This is a genomic window from Virgibacillus senegalensis (assembly GCF_000821245.2).
GTDB classification, from domain to species: domain Bacteria; phylum Bacillota; class Bacilli; order Bacillales; family Amphibacillaceae; genus Sediminibacillus; species Sediminibacillus senegalensis.
Window position 1 is genome coordinate 1,699 of record NZ_LN611425.1, and the last position, 18,426, is coordinate 20,124.

The 18,426-nt window shown below is 37.2% G+C and carries 15 protein-coding genes and 1 pseudogene; 14 read left to right on the forward strand and 2 right to left on the reverse strand.

The genetic code is table 11. From position 1 onward, the window contains the following. Window positions 1-198: 198 nt before the first annotated feature. Window positions 199-1,461 (reverse strand): BaiN/RdsA family NAD(P)/FAD-dependent oxidoreductase, encoded by a 1,263-nt coding sequence (locus BN1067_RS10705; protein WP_053218845.1) that lies wholly within the window; start codon window positions 1,459-1,461, stop codon window positions 199-201. A 280-nt stretch (window positions 1,462-1,741) separates the two neighbouring features. On the opposite strand from BN1067_RS10705, the gene BN1067_RS10710 reads away from it, so the two are divergent. Next, window positions 1,742-3,370 (forward strand): putative polysaccharide biosynthesis protein, encoded by a 1,629-nt coding sequence (locus tag BN1067_RS10710; protein ID WP_053218846.1) that lies wholly within the window; start codon window positions 1,742-1,744, stop codon window positions 3,368-3,370. Window positions 3,371-3,386: 16 nt separating this feature from the next. Further along, entirely contained in the window at window positions 3,387-4,109 is a 723-nt protein-coding gene (locus BN1067_RS10715; protein ID WP_053218847.1) for a pseudouridine synthase, read from the forward strand. Window positions 4,110-4,154: 45 nt separating this feature from the next. Here BN1067_RS10715 and BN1067_RS10720 read toward each other — a convergent pair whose 3' ends face one another. Further along, window positions 4,155-4,373: a DeoR family transcriptional regulator gene (locus BN1067_RS10720; protein WP_053218848.1), complete on the reverse strand. Its 219-nt coding sequence runs from the start codon at window positions 4,371-4,373 to the stop codon at window positions 4,155-4,157. Window positions 4,374-4,525: 152 nt separating this feature from the next. On the opposite strand from BN1067_RS10720, the gene BN1067_RS10725 reads away from it, so the two are divergent. The 12 genes and pseudogenes from BN1067_RS10725 to BN1067_RS10780 all read left to right on the forward strand — a co-directional run. Next, on the forward strand, window positions 4,526-4,756 hold the full coding sequence (locus BN1067_RS10725; protein ID WP_053218849.1) for a hypothetical protein: 231 nt from the start codon (window positions 4,526-4,528) through the stop codon (window positions 4,754-4,756). A 65-nt stretch (window positions 4,757-4,821) separates the two neighbouring features. After that, on the forward strand, window positions 4,822-6,150 hold the full coding sequence (locus tag BN1067_RS10730) for a site-specific integrase (protein WP_053218850.1): 1,329 nt from the start codon (window positions 4,822-4,824) through the stop codon (window positions 6,148-6,150). Further along, entirely contained in the window at window positions 6,131-8,839 is a 2,709-nt protein-coding gene (locus BN1067_RS10735; RefSeq protein WP_053218851.1) for a hypothetical protein, read from the forward strand. Before BN1067_RS10730 ends, BN1067_RS10735 begins: the two co-directional genes overlap by 20 nt. A 5-nt stretch (window positions 8,840-8,844) precedes the next feature. Continuing rightward, entirely contained in the window at window positions 8,845-10,458 is a 1,614-nt protein-coding gene (locus tag BN1067_RS10740) for a site-specific integrase (RefSeq protein ID WP_053218852.1), read from the forward strand. A gap of 5 nt (window positions 10,459-10,463) precedes the next feature. After that, window positions 10,464-11,189, forward strand: a complete 726-nt coding sequence (locus tag BN1067_RS10745) for a hypothetical protein (RefSeq protein WP_053218853.1) — start codon at window positions 10,464-10,466, stop codon at window positions 11,187-11,189. A gap of 112 nt (window positions 11,190-11,301) precedes the next feature. Then, window positions 11,302-12,762 (forward strand): potassium/proton antiporter, encoded by a 1,461-nt coding sequence (locus tag BN1067_RS10750; protein WP_053218854.1) that lies wholly within the window; start codon window positions 11,302-11,304, stop codon window positions 12,760-12,762. A 156-nt stretch (window positions 12,763-12,918) separates the two neighbouring features. Further along, window positions 12,919-13,794 (forward strand): ion channel, encoded by an 876-nt coding sequence (locus tag BN1067_RS10755; RefSeq protein WP_110943457.1) that lies wholly within the window; start codon window positions 12,919-12,921, stop codon window positions 13,792-13,794. Between the two features lie 29 nt (window positions 13,795-13,823). Continuing rightward, window positions 13,824-15,002, forward strand: a complete 1,179-nt coding sequence (locus tag BN1067_RS10760) for an MFS transporter (protein ID WP_053218856.1) — start codon at window positions 13,824-13,826, stop codon at window positions 15,000-15,002. Between the two features lie 6 nt (window positions 15,003-15,008). Continuing rightward, the gene (thpR, locus tag BN1067_RS10765) at window positions 15,009-15,560 is read left to right on the forward strand and encodes an RNA 2',3'-cyclic phosphodiesterase (RefSeq protein ID WP_053218857.1); all 552 of its coding nucleotides are present in this window, start codon (window positions 15,009-15,011) and stop codon (window positions 15,558-15,560) included. A gap of 9 nt (window positions 15,561-15,569) precedes the next feature. Beyond that, complete coding sequence (locus tag BN1067_RS10770) at window positions 15,570-16,478, forward strand: hypothetical protein (RefSeq protein ID WP_053218858.1); 909 nt, start codon at window positions 15,570-15,572, stop codon at window positions 16,476-16,478. 390 nt (window positions 16,479-16,868) lie between these two features. Further along, entirely contained in the window at window positions 16,869-17,816 is a 948-nt protein-coding gene (locus BN1067_RS10775; protein WP_053218859.1) for a diacylglycerol/lipid kinase family protein, read from the forward strand. Window positions 17,817-18,054: 238 nt separating this feature from the next. Continuing rightward, window positions 18,055-18,426: pseudogene (locus BN1067_RS10780) on the forward strand (phosphotransferase); the annotation flags it as partial.

Sequence of the window (18,426 nt, forward strand, 5' to 3'; positions counted from 1 at the left end):
CGAGACCCCACAGCGGGCTTTGCGAGGAGGCTCGGGCGTTCGTCCGCGGAAAGCGAGTTTATTTCCTCTGCGGTCTGAGTAAAATAGCTGTTTTTAGAATGAGCCTTTCGATAAAGAGAGGATGGAAGAAAAATCACACCACCACATTTGACAGAGAACCCGTTTAATCGCTATATGTGAGGCAGCAGGGCAAGCGCGTTACTTAGCCAAAGATTCCCAAGCAGCATTCATTCCTGCTACTCTGCCTGTAACCATTGCTGAAGTGATATTGTAACCCCCGGTATAACCATGAATATCCAGAATTTCTCCGCAAAAATAAAGCCCGTGCATCAATTTTGACTGTAGAGTGTTCGGGATAATTTCTTTTGTAGAAACGCCTCCACCTGTTACAAACGCTTTTTCAATAGGTTGGGATCCATTTACAGTAAACTGGAAATGTTTCAGGTCATGGATAAATGCCGAAAACTTTTCCCGGGAAATATTCGCTGCACGATCTTCTAAGGAAATACTATTCTTTTGAAGCAAATAATCAAGAAATCGTTCAGGAACCAAACCTTTACATATATTTTTCACCGTTTTTTTAGGGTTTTCTTCTAAAAGCCGTTTATACTCCTCCAGTAAATGGTGGAAGGTTTGATTTGGTAATGAATCAATTTCCATTGTTACGGTACTGGCTCCTTTTCTTAATTCTTTGACAACAAACTGGGAGCACCTGAGTACAGCAGGTCCGGAAACGCCAAAGTGCGTAAATAGCATATCCATTTTATGAGTGATGATTTTTTTGTTTTTAGAATTCAATACGGATAAACCGACATTACGCAAAGCGAGACCTTGCAATTTTTTCTCTTTTATGAACGTTTCGGAAGAAAGAAGGGGTACCTCAGTTGGATAGATACCGGTGATTGTATGACCAGCTTTCTTCGCCCACGCATAGCCGTCTCCTGTACTTCCTGTATGGGGGACAGCTTTACCACCAACAGCGACAATGATAGCGCCAGCTGTGATTTTTTCCTTGTCTTTAAGAATAATGGTATGCTGGCTTTCACCGTAATCAATTGCCTCCACGGGAGTGTTAGTCCTAACTGTTACGTTTAGTTCCTCCAACCGATTGAGTAAGGCGTTTACCACACTTTTAGCAGAATTGCTGACAGGGAACATTCTGCCATGGTCTTCTTCCTTCAATTTTACTCCGAGACCTTCAAAAAAATCTATGATATCGTAATTGTCAAAAACGGAAAAAGCACTGTATAAAAAACGGCCATTTCCTGGAATATGTTTGATCACTTCTTCTTGTGGAAGCCTGTTGGTGACATTGCAGCGTCCGCCTCCAGAAATGGCAAGCTTTTTCCCCAATTTGTTTCCTTTATCTATTAGAAGTGTATGCGCGCCGTTTTCGGCAGCGGCGATTGCAGCCATCAATCCAGATGGACCGCCCCCGATCACGACTACTTGATAAGTCAAAATTCCTTCATTCCTTCCTGTTATCTGTCTGGGTATATAGGGTAGGATTCCTTATATAGTCTTTCATTACTATAGCATAGCATGTCTTCCCTATGCGAAAAAATATGCAGAATTCCAATGTGGAAGCACCCTGGAATGACCACATATGGGTGGTTGGCAATTTTTCCTTATAATCATGAAAATAGAAAATAACGCAAAAAGAAAACCGCAAAATTCTGTTAGAATCCGAACGATATGATAAAATAGACTGGTTAGATAAAGGAGATGCAGGTGAATTATCATGGCTGTTAATAATATAGTACGCGGCACAATGCTTCTGACTGCCGCCACATTTATATCGAAATTTCTAGGGATGATATATGTCATCCCATTTAATGAAATCGTAGGTGCTGAAGGTGGAGCGTTATACCAGTATGCATATATACCTTATAACATCCTGATCAGTATTTCGACGGTCGGTGTACCTTTGGCCGTGTCCAAATTTGTTTCGAAATATAATTCGCTCGGCGATTATCAAACTGGAAGAAAAATGTTTAAAGCTGGATTCAGTTTAATGGCGATAACTGGTTTTTTCGCTTTTTTGATCATGTTTCTGGGTGCTGGAATATTAGCTAATATTTATATACCAGATGATTCGGAAGGGATTGCTGCTGCAGATGTGGCAATGGTCATCCGAATGGTAAGCTTTGCCTTGTTGGTCATTCCGGCAATGAGTATAGTCAGAGGTTTTTTCCAAGGATATGAATCCATGGGACCGACTGCTGTGTCACAAGTGGTCGAGCAAATCGTCCGTATCGTATTTTTGTTGGTTGCAGTATACTTAGTAATCGATGTATTTGGTGGAACAACGAAATTAGCGGTAGGATTTGCTACATTTGCAGCTTTTGTAGGGGCGATAGCTTCCTGTCTTGTTTTATGGTTGTTTTGGAGGAAAAGAAAGCGTCACTTGGACAGGCAGGTTGAACAGCAGGTGGAAAGTTACGATCTGCCGATGGGTGCCTTGTTTAAAGAATTGTTTCGCTATGCTGGCCCATTTGTGCTGGTGGGAATCGCGACGCCGCTTTATCAATTTGTCGATTCGGTTACGTTTAAACGGGGGATGGCTGCGATTGGACAAAGTGATATGGCAGATATCGCTTTGTCGAACATCAACTTGTACGGACATAAGCTGGTGATTATCCCTGTGACAATCGCGACGGGGATGTCGTTGGCTGCTTTGCCTGCGATAACGAAATCATTTACGGAAAAGAACAGGCAACGGATGTATCAGCAAATCAATCAATCGCTGCAAACGATCATGTTGCTGATTCTCCCTTCAACCGTTGGATTGTCCATTCTTTCTTATGAGGCATATCAATCTTTTTATGGAACGGACCATATTCAGTTAAACGGATCCTTATTAGGATGGTATGCACCGGTAGCACTAGCTTTTGGATTTTTCACCGTCAGCTCGTCGATATTGCAGGGAATAAACCAGCAGCGCTTTGCCGTTATCAGTCTTACGGCTGGTTTGTTGGTAAAAATCTTATTGAACCTCCCGTTCATCCATACCTTTGGAGCAAAAGGAGCCGTACTTGCTACAATGCTAGCAGTCTTTACTGCTGTCCTGTTAAATCTATGGCGAGTAAAACAAGCAGTTGCCTTTCCGTTAAAACAATTTAGGAAGCGGTCTATGCTGATTGCCATTTTTGCCACTATAATGGGAGTAGTTGTCTGGCTGGTGAAATGGGGACTTGGATTTTTTGTTTCTTACCAAGATGGCAGAGCAGAGGGAGTGTTCGTACTGGCGGTCGGAGTAATCGCCGGGGCGATCGTCTATTTATGGTTATGTTATGAATCAACCTTGCTGGAACGTGTGTTGGGAAGCAGGGTCAGAATCATCGATAAGTTTCTAAAACGCAGAAAATAAATAAGGAGGAAACAGGATGAGGATCGACAAGCTGCTTGCCAACATGGGATACGGAAGCAGAAAAGAAGTAAAAGATCTATTGAAAAAAGGGAATGTCCGGTGTAATGATAAAGTCATAAAGTCTCCTCAGACGCATGTAAATCCGGGAAAAAGCGTGGTCACCGTTTTTGGTGAAACGGTAGAATACAAAGAGGCGGTTTATTTGATGATGAATAAACCGCCTGGATACGTATCTGCTACAGAAGATCAACGCGATTTGACAGTGGTCGATTTGTTAGAACCGGAAGATGCTGTTTTGAATCCTTTTCCAGTCGGAAGGCTGGATAAAGATACCGAGGGGCTGCTGCTAATCACCAATGATGGCAAGCTTGCCCATCAATTGCTTTCCCCTAAAAAACATGTAGGGAAAACGTATTATGCAACAATCGAGGGGAGGGTTACAGAGGAGGATAAAAAGGCTTTTAAAAAGGGTGTAACCTTGGATGATGGGTATATTACCCAGCCTGCAGACTTGAATATATTGATGCAGGGAGATTTTTCCGAAATCGAGTTGACTATAACAGAAGGGAAATTCCATCAAGTGAAACGAATGTTTGAGTCGGTCGGAAAGAAAGTCACCTATTTGAAACGACTTTCCATGGGAAGTCTTGAGCTTGATTCTGAATTGCAGACAGGAGAATACCGGGAGTTAACAGAAGAAGAATTGAATTATTTACAGAATGAGCACATAAAAAAATAGGCTGACAATCTATGGTCAGCCACTTGCAATATAATGAACAATCATTTACGAAATTTTGACTTTCTTTTTAGTGATTTTCCATCTTCCCCGATTTGGGCTCACTACCAGGCCGTTATGCTCTAGTACGTGTAGGTCACGTTGAACAGTTCGATCGGTGATTCCAAATTCTTCAGCTAATTCGGTAGTGGTGACTGTCCCATTCTCTCTTATATAAAGATAAACAGCCTTCACCCGAGTCAGCATCCGGGTTGTTGATTGATTCAAAAAACCACTCCTTAATGTTCAAGTCATTAGTTTTGTGGTGCAAGTGAACCTTCGAAGTTATTATAATTTTACACCCTATTCGTTAAAAACGCTAGAATTTCTGCCTATTTTACTGATAATTCACGTTATTTTCACAAAGGGGGACGATTTATTTGATTAGAAAATTCATCTTAAAGGTGGTGGCAATCAGTAACACGGCGCTTTTCATTACAAGCGCATTGCTGGTTTTGCTTGCTTCTGTACTAATTACCGTGGTGGAACCCGATACATTTCCTACTGTTTTCGATGGTTTTTGGTGGACTTTGTATATACATTATTGGGGTGTAAAAGCTATTCGTAAAGATAAATCTCTATCAAACTCTTTATCTATTAGGGTTTGGTAGGGATTTTTATTTTACCCATAATGTGATAAAATGTGTTATAATTAGACTCATTATGGGGGATAGAGATGAATACTGAGAGAAAATATACATACATAGTGAAAGAAGTCGAATTGGATAACATAATACAGGGTGAAATAGAAAGAGAAAGAGTTGTTCAAATAGCCATTAGAAATGAAGAGAGTGGGCTTATCCTTCCTTCTCCATTAACCAACTTCGTTAAAACAAAATATAGATACGCTGGCAAATCACTTAGTAGCCAAAGAAATCCAGCATCAGAAGTATGTAAATTCCTTAATTACGCTTTAGATAAGATTGCAGAAAGTGATAAGGATTTTATAGAGTTAAAGCATAGAGGTATTAGGGGGCTAAAGTTAAAACATTTTAGTCGCTATATAACATATAAAACAAGAGAAGGACTTAAACAGGTTTCTGTAAAAGGCATAGAAAGATACCTTATCGTGTTTTTAGAGTTCTTAATTGAACAAAGTATACTTGAATCGGAAGTTAATCTAACATACTCAAAATCTGCAAATGGTAGGGAATATGCAAATAGCCCATTTAAACATAGTGCATTAGAAACGGAGTATCCTAAACAAAGAACTAATTCTGATATAGATGATTTGCTTCACGACTTTGGTGCAAATAGATACTTATTAACAAAAGAATTTATTGACATAGCTAGAATTGAATCACCAGAAATTGCGCTTGGATTATGTTTACAATTTTATGGTGGCTTACGTCGTGGGGAAGTTGTAAACCTTACCCTACCCAATGTTAAAACAAAGGGAGAGTGGGGTGAGAGAGGGATTACTCTTGAAGTAAGAGATAATCAAACAAAGTTATTTTCCCACCTTAGTAGCACAGATAAAGAGCAAGTGAAGAACCCAAGAAATCAAACCCTTTTAATTAACCCTTTACTTTGTGAAGTTTATAAAGAACATATGTATCGGCTAAATGATATGAAGAAAAGGAATAAAGTAAGCAATCAATTATCTCTATTTGTTAATCCCTCAAATGGAATGCCTATGTCTGGTCAAAACTACGAGAAGAAATTTGGCGAGGTTAAAGAAAAGTTTTTAAATAGGTTAATAGAGGTAGGTAGATTAGAAGATTATGAGTATTTGAGTGAACCTTGGAGTACTCACATCGGTAGAGGTGTTTTCACTAACTTTTTATTAGATATAGGGTTGTCTGTATCACAATTAGCTATTGCACGTGGAGATAAGAATATTGATAGTGCAATTAGTTATGTTGAGGAAAAAAATGCAATAGAGAACATTGAAAAAGCCATTAATGAGGTTTCGGTAGCCTATAAGCAAGGTAAAGCTGAAATACAATCGGAAAAGCTTTCTCGTTGGAAGGATGTTTATAGTTATGCAGGAACAATGGGTTAGTAGAAGTTTATTAGAGAGAGGTAAGTCATATCAACAATATGAGTTTACAAGAGCAAAAGTAAAACTTTTAATTAAACTTGGAATCTTTACTGAAAAGGAAATAAACGGTGTTATAAAAATACCAATGCAACAGGTGGAAGAGCAATATCAAAGAGAAAATAATATCAAACAGAAGTATATACCATTGGAACAATTTTTAGCTATATATAATGAAAAATTAACAAAGTCACTTAAAAAGTGCTTTCTTGAACTTGGTAATAATGGCGAATTAGATGTTATTGAAGTGCCATACTTTATCATTATTGAAGGAGAAAAACACCAAATCTTTATTAGTCTAACTGATGTAAACCGTATTCAAACTGAATATATAAATACAAAACAAGCCCTTGAAATGATTTCATTAGATAGTAGTAAACAGTATTATAGTTATTTATCAAAATTAGCAAATAAGCACAAAATCGATGAAATTAAAACAACCGTGAATAATATTAATCTTCGTTTCTACAAAAGAAGTGGCATAGAAAAGTACGTTGCGTATAAGAATAGTTTTCAAAAGAATAGAACAACAATGGATGGCTATTATAATGCAAAGCAATGTATGAGGGTATTGGATTTAACAAGGAAGTCTTGGGATGCAGTGCGAATAGAAGAAAAATTGGATAAACATATGATACATACTAAAAGCAATGTTCAGTTCTTTCCTTGCAAGATAATAGAAGAATTAAAGGTTAAACAAGAACAACTTTTAAGCGATAGTTTAGAGAAGAATTACACTAATACACAGGTTAGAGAACTATTAAACAACGGGAAACCATTGAACGACAATGATAAGAGATTAAAATTAAAAGGTGAACCAGTTCCAGCATTATTAAACCCATTTTTTAAACAGCAAGATAAGTTTTGGTTTTATCCAAAAGAAAAGGTTGATGAAATTGTTGAACAGCGTAAATTAAGAGAAAGCACTAATGTCCAATTAGATAATGATTATCAGACATTTCAGTATCAAATTGACGCTCACCAAGTTATCTTACCAAATATCCTAAGAAACACCGAAAAATTATGGTATGCCTACATTAAAAATCAGTTACTTACTCCAAATAAGCAGAATGAGTTGACTACACGGAAATGGATTTCACGTTATTTAAAATGTACTAAACATCTAACACAATTACCTAAAGAAATTTATAGTTTAACTTCCAAAGAAATAACACTTTTGTTATTTATGGACAGAGTTCCAGAAGTACACCAGCAAATTTACTACCAATTTTTAAAAGAAGTCTATGATGAATTTAAACAGAAGAAATATAAAGTGTATAACATCAGTCAAATACCTAATCCTTTTCAGAACAGAGCGAAAACAAAAAGGAAGAAAGGTATATATGAATATGAGGACTATTTAAAGATTTTACAGTTCGCTAATAAAACAGATTTCCATAGGAAAAAGGCTATAACAGATATTGAGCTACTGCTCAATGGAGACAATCGCAATTATAGTAGGTACGATTCAGCTTGGTTATATATTCTGATTCACTTAAACAATCCTTGGCGACATCAAGACATAGTAAGTACTTTTCCACGGATTAATATAGAGACTTTTGGCATCACAGATATTACTTGGTTTAATGACAATCAAGTAAGTTTTGAACTTGCCCAAAAAATTATCCGACAAGTGAAACGGAAAATAATGATTCATAACAAAACAGGAGCTAAAAGATATTTCTTTTGTTCAGAGGAATTAGCCATATCATTTGCAACAGCGATTATTCTTTGCGAACTTAGGGTTAGTTATGAAAATCCATTAAGAAGCTCTCCTATTGACTTTAAAACTAAATATCAGCGATTAAGCGAGAGTAAAGAAAGAATGTTTTTTGAAAATTTAAGCAAAGCAATTAAGTTTAAATCTCTAAAAATGAATCGTAGTCTAATATCCTATATGTATAGCATTGTAAAAGATAGAGCGAACGGTAATGAAATGGAAATCGCCAAATTTTTTAGGGGTCATTATGATTTTGAAACAACAAATATCTATATTGAAATTCCCCAAAGTCAAATAGATTTCCTAACATCACAGTTGTTTGACCGTGATAATTTTGGATATATACCTAAGATGTTCAGTGAAGTCTTGTATGGGGAAAGTGAAGATACAAAAGAAAAAACACATAATAGTCAATTAATAAAACAAAATTTCGGAAATATTTACAAGGTTGAGGCTACATCTGCTTTCTTAAATCACATACAAACTGAACGAGATAGTGTATCAAATATTATTAGAGAAATGAGTCAAGAAGAACTGGAAGAGCGACAATTCCAACTCCAAACCTTTCAGCTACCGAGCAAAGAAGAAGATTTTCAATGTTTAGTTGCACAGACAGGTTGTATGTATCCAGGTAGAGATTGTGATACTTGTCCTTTTAGCATTCCGCATTTTTATGCTTTATCTTCTATTAGTGATTCTTTTGTTCGAAAACTTGTATTTCTTATGGAAGAATTTGAAAAGTTGGAATACGAAGCCGAAAAGGTTAAATTTGTAAACTTGTTCCACAAAGATATGATGTTAATTCAAGACGCTATTAAAAGATATGGTAAAGAAGAAGTATTATCCTTTATGAATTTACAGGGTGAAGAAATGAATTTATTACTAAAAAATTTACCTTCCATTTCTGGATATATCACGAATAAAGAGGGGTGATAAAGTTGTCAATTGCTGAAGAAATTGATATTGATTTAGATTCATTGGCTGATGAGTCATTTGATGTAGAAACAAGTATAGATATTGCAAATGAAAATTTGAAAGAATTTGAGATTAAATTTGAAGAAGATGTTTGGAATATGGCACATCATTACCTTGACCATAATCAAAGTATTAATTTTAACGAATTTAAAAGGGTTATAGAACCATTTGGAATAAACTCTAATGAATTAACCAACGTAATCAAGTGTTGGGTTGCCCATTTACTGCAGTCGTACACCGCTTGGACAGTTGCCAGCTACTATCATTATTTGATAATAGGTTTGGAAAAAAACAAATTTTTCGATGAAAGTTATTTGGATAGTTTTAGTGAATATATGCTGAGAGAGTCAAAATATAATGATAAGACTAAAAGACAAATTTTACTTTCTCTTCTTAACTTTATAGACTTTTATGAAGAATTGAATGTAGAAGGAACTTATATTAAACAATTAACAGATATTAAAAACAAACTAAACTACAAATCTGGCATACGTGAATTACCATCGTCAGTAGATATATTGAAATTTTCAAGAGTTGTAGATGACTATTTTGAAAATCAAAATTGGGAAGATGCTGATTATATTCGTTATGCTCCGATTTATCTATGGTGGAGATTAACTAATATTATCCCAACACGTTCAATCGAGTTCTGTTTAATTAAAAGAAATGCCGTGTATCCGCAAAATAACCAATTTTATATTAAATTAACAAGAAAGAAACAAAAGAAGGCAAAATCAAGGAGAAACGTACAACTAATTAATGATTTCCTTATTCCCGAAGACTTATATGACTTTATAATGAAATATATATATTATACAGAGCCATTTGGTGAAAGTGAAACACTTATCTCCTATTTAGCATCAGCAAAAAGCAATGCTATTCCAAGGCAGATAAATACTAAAAAGATGCATTTGGGGAATTTTCAGAGCCTTCTTAATTCCTTTTATCAAGAAGTTGTGCATAAAGATTATGGAATTAAAGTAGAACAAGCATTAAAACCAAATGACACACGCCACCTTGCTTTTTTAAACCTTTTAATGCAAGGGATACATCCTGTTGAAATAGCTCGTTTAGGTGGTCATACGACAGTTAGAGCGCAATACCATTACTTTCAACACGAAGAATATTGGGTGGATAGTGAAGTCGAAAAGTTAATGTCGCAATTTCAATTCACAAATGAGACAAAGGAAAACAGCTTAAATACATTTAATGATATAAGTATTAATGATAAATTCCGAATGCTTTTCAAGCCGTCTTATTCAGAAAAGAAATTGAGAATCGGGTATTGTACAGACGAATTACAACGGTGTTATACAGATTCTTGCATTAAGTGTAAACATTGGAGAATTGATGAACAGGAATTAAATGAGAAAAGAAAACTAATTCAAGAAGAACTACAAAAACAACGTAAAAAAATTGACGACCTATATGCTTTTTTCAGAAACTTACATCAACAATTAATGCAAAACAAACAAGACCTACATCCCAAAATAAATAATGACTATTTAGAAACTCTTACAAAAATAAAAGATGAAGTTCATAGGTTAGCACAAATAAAACATAACATAAGAAGGTGATAACATTGTCTACTGGAAAGGCAGGAAGAAAGAAAAAACTATATCCTAAAGATTTAATAGATAATATTATATATGAATATGCTGAGTCAAATAAGGTAATAGGAAAAATCAAGTATAGAGAAGTCTATCAATATGCTAAAAAGTTATATGAAGAAGGAAAGATTAAAGAAAAGTTCTCTGATGACTTTTGGAGAAAGTCAGGTCGTCAAGGTAGGAATGCTATTGATAAAGCAAATGAAGTCATTTCTAAAAGCGTTGTAGCATCAAGCGGTAAGAAAGTTGATATTATGCCAGTTGAAGACGTTGTTTATAAAAATTATAAAGACATAGAGAAGTTAGTAAAGCTTTTAAAACCAATGGAATTACAATTATATGATGCAATAGAGCGTGAGAATAATTTAGGAGAAAAAATTAAGAAACTTGAGCTTTCAATTGAAGAAGAAAAAGAAAAACGAAGAAAAGCAGAAGAGATGGTTGATAATCTGCAAACCCTTATTTTTCAGATGTTTGAATATAGTAGTTCTGACGAAGTTCCGTTGACAAACCTTATCCGTACAGGGAAAACTCGACACCAATTAGTTGAAAATGCTTTAAATCAAGCCTTTAATCAGCCACAGTCATTCTTTGAAATGTTTGAACAACATCAAGAAAGTTCTAAATCAGATAAGGTTATAGACTTTAATAAAGAAAACAATAAGAAATCATTAGCGGACGACTATGATGTGTTTTAGAACCGTAATAATATAATACTAATTTGGCTTATGATAAAATATATTTATATAAAACTATTGGTATAACATTGAATATATCTTTAAACTTTATTTTTTCGGAAGGATTGTTCTTATGGAATTAATAGGCTCATTATTACTTTTACTCTCGATTATGCTGATTATTGGTGTGTTAGCTACGAAATTCTCTTCTCGTTTAGGACTACCTTCTCTTATTCTTTTCCTACTCGGTGGAATGCTCCTAAACAAAGTTATGTATTTTGAAAATGTTCAACTTACACAGTTTATTGGTACATTAGCTTTAATTATTATTTTATTTGAAGGTGGAACACAAACGAAGTGGAGTAAAATTCGTCCTATAATTGTTCCAGCTACTTCTTTGGCAACGATTGGTGTTTTAATTACCACACTAATAACTGGTGTTCTTGCAATGTATATTCTTGATTTTTCATTGTTAGAAGGGCTTCTTTTGGGAGCAATTATTGGCTCAACTGATGCCGCAGCAGTTTTCTCCGTATTAGGCAATAAAAACTTCAACAAGCGTTTAACGGCTACATTAGAAGCAGAGTCTGGCTCAAATGACCCTATGGCTGTGTTCCTTACTATTATGTTAATTGAAATGATTAAAGTCCCCGAAACTTCAATTTGGTCAGCAGTCGGAGGCTTTTTCCTACAAATGGGTCTTGGGTTGGCGTTAGGATTGGTACTCGGAAAAATAACTGTTATGGTTATAAACAACATTAAATTAGACACTTCTGGATTATATCCTGTACTTGCAATGGGAACAGCAATTTGTACTTATGCTATCACAGATTATCTTGGGGGAAGTGGTTTATTAGCTGTTTATGTAATGGCTGTATTTGTTGGAAACAGTGATTTAACTTACAGATATTCTATATTAAGGTTTAATGAAGGTTTCGCTTGGATGATGCAAATCGTTATGTTTACATTGCTTGGACTACTCGTTTTCCCTAGCCAATTGCCAGAGGTTATATGGCAAGGCATTTTGATTGCTATTATCCTAATGTTTGTCGCACGTCCAGTAGCTGTTTTTATCAGTATGATGTTTATGAAATATAATTTAAAGCAAAAGTTATTTATTTCGTGGGCTGGTTTAAAGGGTGCTGTTCCAATCGTATTAGCAACCTACCCTATCGTTGCAGGGGTAGAGAGCAGTAATTTGATTTTTAATACTGTATTCTTCGTAGTATTAATATCTGCTTTAATTCAAGGAAGTACATTAACTTGGCTTGCTGATAAATTAAAATTAACAGGAGAAGAAGATAATGGGAATGCAAGTATTGAATTAATAAATCTTGGAACTACTGATTCCGAAATTATGAAGATAACAATGCCGAAACAATCCCCAACTATTGGGATGTCGTTAATCAATTTAAAACTACCCAATGACACATTAATTATAGGTATAACCCGCAACAAAAAATTACTTACTCCAACTGGCTCATCAGTTATTGAAAAAGGTGATACTCTTTATGTATTGTGTGATAAGGAAAAAAGGAAAGGTGCAAAAAGGGCTTTATTAGGGGATAATGAAAAAATGGAAAAAGCTACGTGAATCTATCCGAATATTGCTTTGAATTATCACATTTAAGAACGCTAAAATGCAATTTCACCCAAAAACACAAAAAGTTTCTTGGGTGAAATTAACACAAACCTTCTCTCTTAACAACTCAACCATTACAACCACTATTATTTGTACACACAATGGACTATGACTACGGTGACTACTGTCGGCTATGGTGACTATTCTCCTGCAACCATTGGCGGCAGGATGATTGCGTTAGTGTTATACATACTGGGGATCGGTCTCATAGGGGTTGTCATAGGAAAGGTTTTAGATAGACTCGGAAAGTTCCGGAAAGATCGTGAGGAGGGGAATATTGTGTATCGTGAAAAAGGGCACTATATTATCATAGGCTGGTCTCATAAAGCAAAAGCAGCCATCAAGGAAATGCAGGAAACGAAAAAAGACGTTGAAATCGTCATCGTAGATGATTTGGAAAAGGCTCCGATGCTAACCGAAAACATTCATTACATTAGAGGCAATGTATCAGGAGGAGATGTCCTGGAAAAGGCGAACATAAAAGAAGCGGAAGCCGTGTTAATATTTGCTGATGAGCGAGTACAGGACAAACAGTTGGCAGATGGAAGAACTTTGTTGGTTGCCACAGCTGTTGAGGCGGCGGCCCCCCATGTCCATTCGATTGTGGAAGTCATGGAAGAAGCACATCTTAAGAACTTTGAACATATTCAGGTGGATGAGTTTATCATCTCGCACGAGACGATTTCGTCTTTATTTGTTCGATCTGCATTCCGTAAAGGCATTTCTAGTGTGTACAATCAACTTTTGCGAAGATCGTTTGGAGATGATTTGTATCACATCCCCCGGCAAAGCCATTGGAACACTTATCGGGATGCATTCAATGAGTTACTGGAAAACGGGGCAACCCTTATCGCAGATCATACAAATCTTAGTGTAAACCGCATGCTGGATAATAGGTTACCGGAGGATGCAGAATTATATGTTATATGCGATTCAGTGACATATGAACGAATACAACGGAAGTATATCGGGAATAGACACTAAATAGAAAAATAAAATAGAGAGGGGATAGAATGGTACATCACGAAAAAACATACCGTTTTTTACAAGTATTCTATTTTTTCACCTTTTTTTCTAATGGTGCTTTATTTCCGTTGCTTGCCGTTTTCCTGGAGGAAGAGAAAGGATTGAACCATACGGAAATTGGTGTGATTGTTTCCGCCATTCCGTTGGTTACTGTCTTTCTCCAGCCGATTTGGGGAGCAATTAGTGATTTTACAAAAAACCCAAGAAAATTATTATTGATTTCCGGCTTGGCAGCAGGGCTGCTAGGTTTTGCTTATCCATTGTTGAATGGATATTATCCATTAGTTTTCGGGATTATCATCATTGCAATCTTTCAGTGTGCGATCATCCCGCTATCAGACAGTTTAACGCTGAATTATGTACAAACCCATAACAAAGATTACGGAAATATCAGGCTGATGGGATCTGTTGGCTTTGCCGTAGCAGCGTTTACGCTCGGCCGTTTGACCGATATTTCTAACTCGATTAATTGGATTTTCTATGCGTTTTCTTTAGCTATTTTGTTGTCGCTGCTCACCTTGTTTGAATTTCCTAAGCGTGGACAAGGTGTCTCGGTTTCGTTTCGGACAGGGCTTACCAGTCTGTTTAAACAAAAAGAATTCAGTTTGTTTTTACTAGCCAACTTTTTAGTGTTTGGCCCGGTGTTGGCCAACAATTTTTACTTCGGTACGTTTGTACTGACTGCCGGGGGAACGCTCGCCGGTGTAGGTGTGGCTTTCTTGTTGGCAGCCGGCAGTGAAGCACCCTTTATGCGATTCACCCAGCTAATCATTAATAGACTGGGTATCATGAATGTGCTATTGATTAGCGGGGGTGTTTCCAGTGCGAGATGGTTATTGTACTTTTTTGAACCTCCGACAAGCGTGGTATATGCAACGACAATCGTCCAAGGTATTTCTGTTGGTCTCTACGTCCCGGCAGCTTTGATATTCATCCGTGACATTGCACCGAAAGTATTACAAGCTACCGCTGTGGGAGTTTATTCAGCTGTCGGTAATGGGGTTGGGAATGCATTTTTTACGTTCCTGGGTGGTATAATGATAGACGCAGGAACCATTTTTGTCATGTATGGTTTCTTCTCTTTAATTACTTTATCCGGTCTTGGACTGCTTGTATATTTACAGCGGTTAGTAAAGACCGAGGAGTTGCTTACAGTAGGAGGATGAGCGTGGATGGCTGAGTCTCATTATTTTATCGCCATACCGTTGGATGAAAATATCCAACAAAAATTGAAACCCGTACAGGAACAATTAAAGAAAGACCCTGCTTTGGAGTTTAAAAATTGGACGCATCCGCAGGATCTGCATATTACATTGAAATTTCTCGGCGCTTCAGCCGATAATACGATTAAAGAATTAAAAAAAAGCTTGCAGCAATTCCATCAAAGTGACCGTTTCTCTCTTGAAGTCCGAGGGATTGGTCACTTTGGAAATCCTCAAAAGCCGAGAGTTGTATGGGCTGGAGTGGAAAAAACCAGCCCGCTGACAACTCTGCAAAAAGAGGTAGAGTCGTTATGCTTAGCTTTTGGATGGACGTCAGAAAACAGACCTTACCGTCCACATATCACGCTCGCAAAGAAATGGGCAGGAACTGAAAAAATAAGTACTCCGCTTACAGATGAGCAGTTTTTTGGAAGCCTTTTGGTCGACCGCATTCATTTATACCAAATACATCCAGCCCAGAATCCGAAATATGATGCGATTGAAATAGTCCGCTTAAAATGAGGTGAGCGATTGGCGCAACTGGTAAAATTACAGAATTACATATCACGTTATGAGAAAGACATCTTTCATTATCCTGGTCAATTTAGCAGAATGAAAAAGGAAAAGTGGGAAAAAACCTTAAATCAATGGGAAGCAGACCGTCTTCATTCTGAGCTGGATAAGCCGGAACAGCAGGAACCAGAGCCATCGAGGTGGCGATCGATGTTTTCCAGGAAAGGCAAACAAGAAGAAGAATGGAAAACAGAGAATGATATAGTAGAAATACCTCCTACGAAAGAACGGTTAAAACGGAATTTTCTCGATCGACTGATTCCTTTTCAATTGAAGTGGGCTTCTTCCACCGTAAGCCAAACGTCTTTTTTGGATAGAACTTTTTTACAAGATCAAACTCTAAAGTATTTCCTGCAGCGATTTCCCGACACCTATTTGTTCATGTATGAGCCTGTTTTCAATGTGAAAAATAGTGTGATAGAGGGCGACATCGTGTTGATTCAACCGCAAGGTATAGAAATTATTAATCTAGTAGAATATCCTTCTGCAGATGTCATTTTAGCCAGTGAAGAGCGAGTGTGGGAGATCAACATGCAAGGAAAGAACGAGCGGATTTTAAGTCCGATGATTTCCTTGAGAAGGACCGAGCAAATCATTAAGAGCACCTTGGATTTGCATCAATTGGATTTTCCTATTCAGAAAACCGTGCTTTCCCGTATAAACAAGATTTCCTTTGAACGCGAACCCTTTCACACCAGATTAGTCGATAAAAAGGAGCATGAAAATTGGCTTCTTCAACACAGGCAGGAAGTTTCCCCATTGAAACATAAGCAATTGATCGTATGCAAAGCCTTATTAAACCAATGCCAGACGGTTGCTGTCAGGCGGAGAGAATGGGAGGAAAACGATGGTTCTCAACCGCTATAGACAAAGCGTGTCTATTTCCAAAAAAGTGTTTGTCACAATAAAGATAATATACGATATAAATAGATAATGTTCACTATCTCAACCCTTTAAAAAGCAGCGAGCTTAAGTCGCCGTGCACTTCGCTTTCTAGGGTTCTTCCAAAGCCTCTAGGGTAGGAAATGGCCGCTTCTTCCAGGATCAGGATGAAAATGCGAGGCGTGCTTGTCAGCTGTCCCGGGGAGAGTCAGGGTATGTGCGCAGTAGGACCTTTGTCTAAAGGATAGGAAGAAGTCACCAAATGTTACGTTGCAGTTTGTTTCCGAAGGGATGATTTAAAAGGAATAACGGTGCGAAAAGAGTTAAAATAAAAAGGCTTCTGAGGGGATTCAGATATCGAATAGGGGATAGGTCATGTATATAATTATCGTAAATGCAATGGCGGCAAATGGGAAAGGCCTACAAATACTGAAAAAGCTAGAGAAAGATCCTTTGTTTCAAATGAACTATTGCAGATCGTTTCGAACAGAGTATAAAGGACATGCGGAAAAGTTGGCCCAGCAGGTTGCCGAAATTCATAAAGAACAAGTCGAAAGTGTAATAGTCATTGGAGGGGATGGCACCTTACACGAAGTGATGAATGGCCTGAAGCAGTACAGTTGGCTTCCTGTTGGGTTTATACCTGCGGGAAGTGGAAATGATTTCGCCAGAGGAATTTCACTCGTACGGGATCCCTTAACGATATTTAGGTCGATAGTGAAAAAAAGACGCCCCAAAATGTATTGGCCGGGAGTGTATTTGACCGATAAACGAACCAAAAAATACGACCGCCATTTTGTCAATAATTTGGGGTTTGGCCTGGAAGCGGAGGTTACAGCAGCCGCAGAAAGGATTAAATCAATTAAATGGTTTTCTAGATTAAAGCTTTCCAGGTGGAGTTACCCTTTAGGTTTATTCATGGTAATAAAAGACTTTAAACCATTAAGTGTCCGGTTGGATTTAGATGGGGAGACAAAGCAACTGGACAAAGCCTGGATGATAACCATTTCTAATCATCCTTACTTCGGTGGCGGGATGAAAATTAATCCGGAAGCAAGTATCCAGCCTCATACGTTTTCCGTACTGGTGGTGGAGAATATCACCAAGTGGAAATTATTATTGTTCTTTATCAGCGTATACGGAGGAAAACATATGAAATTAAAAGAAGTTTCCCATTTCCAAGTATCCTCCCTGGCCATTGACTCCGAAACACCGATCCAGTTCCAGACAGATGGTCAAATAGGTGTGTGCAAAAGTTGTTTGGTAAGGAAAGAAACGGAGAGCAGGAAAATTTTTGGTGCTTTTACGAAATTAACTTCTTGAAATTCCCCCTTTGAATAAGTTAATCTAAAATATGTCTGCTTATTTAGGATACTAATTTATTCAGCTTTGAACCATACGAAAAATTCCCGATGCAATCGGCATGGAAATAGTTTAGTAGGTTCGGTGAGTTAACAAATAGACATCGCGTAAATAAAAATAATAGGCAAGCTAGCTGCGCATCCTGTTTTTGTGATGCTTTCTGGATGAAGAAATTCAAGGAAGATTTGAGGAATCGAAGATGAATTGGTTGGATAGCATATTAGGTGATGATTGGACAATAACTCCTGCTGGTGGGTCTTCAGGTGAAGCATATTATGCACATAGCGAGCGGAAGCGCCTGTTCCTGAAGCGCAATTCTTCTCCTTTTTTGGCAGTACTGTCTGCGGAAGGTATTGTACCAAAGCTTGTTTGGACGAAACGAATGGAGAATGGCGATGTAATTACAGCACAGCAATGGCTGGACAGCCGAGAATTGACTCCTGAAGAAATGCAGCATCCCCGGGTTGCAAAATTGTTAAGCAGAATTCATCATTCTTCAGAATTGCTGGATATGCTTATGCGGATCGGTAAGCATCCGATAAAGCCAGAAGATATTTTGTATGATCTTAAG

What these genes read in the sequence shown, in the direction of transcription:
- BN1067_RS10755 (WP_110943457.1), top strand. Translation starts at nt 12,919, where the DNA reads ATGACTACGGTGACTACTGTCGGCTATGGTGACTATTCTCCTGCAACC.
- BN1067_RS10775 (WP_053218859.1), top strand. Translation starts at nt 16,869, where the DNA reads ATGTATATAATTATCGTAAATGCAATGGCGGCAAATGGGAAAGGCCTA.
- BN1067_RS10760 (WP_053218856.1), top strand. Translation starts at nt 13,824, where the DNA reads ATGGTACATCACGAAAAAACATACCGTTTTTTACAAGTATTCTATTTT.
- BN1067_RS10710 (WP_053218846.1), top strand. Translation starts at nt 1,742, where the DNA reads ATGGCTGTTAATAATATAGTACGCGGCACAATGCTTCTGACTGCCGCC.
- BN1067_RS10730 (WP_053218850.1), top strand. Translation starts at nt 4,822, where the DNA reads ATGAATACTGAGAGAAAATATACATACATAGTGAAAGAAGTCGAATTG.
- BN1067_RS10715 (WP_053218847.1), top strand. Translation starts at nt 3,387, where the DNA reads ATGAGGATCGACAAGCTGCTTGCCAACATGGGATACGGAAGCAGAAAA.
- BN1067_RS10750 (WP_053218854.1), top strand. Translation starts at nt 11,302, where the DNA reads ATGGAATTAATAGGCTCATTATTACTTTTACTCTCGATTATGCTGATT.
- BN1067_RS10735 (WP_053218851.1), top strand. Translation starts at nt 6,131, where the DNA reads ATGCAGGAACAATGGGTTAGTAGAAGTTTATTAGAGAGAGGTAAGTCA.
- thpR (WP_053218857.1), top strand. Translation starts at nt 15,009, where the DNA reads ATGGCTGAGTCTCATTATTTTATCGCCATACCGTTGGATGAAAATATC.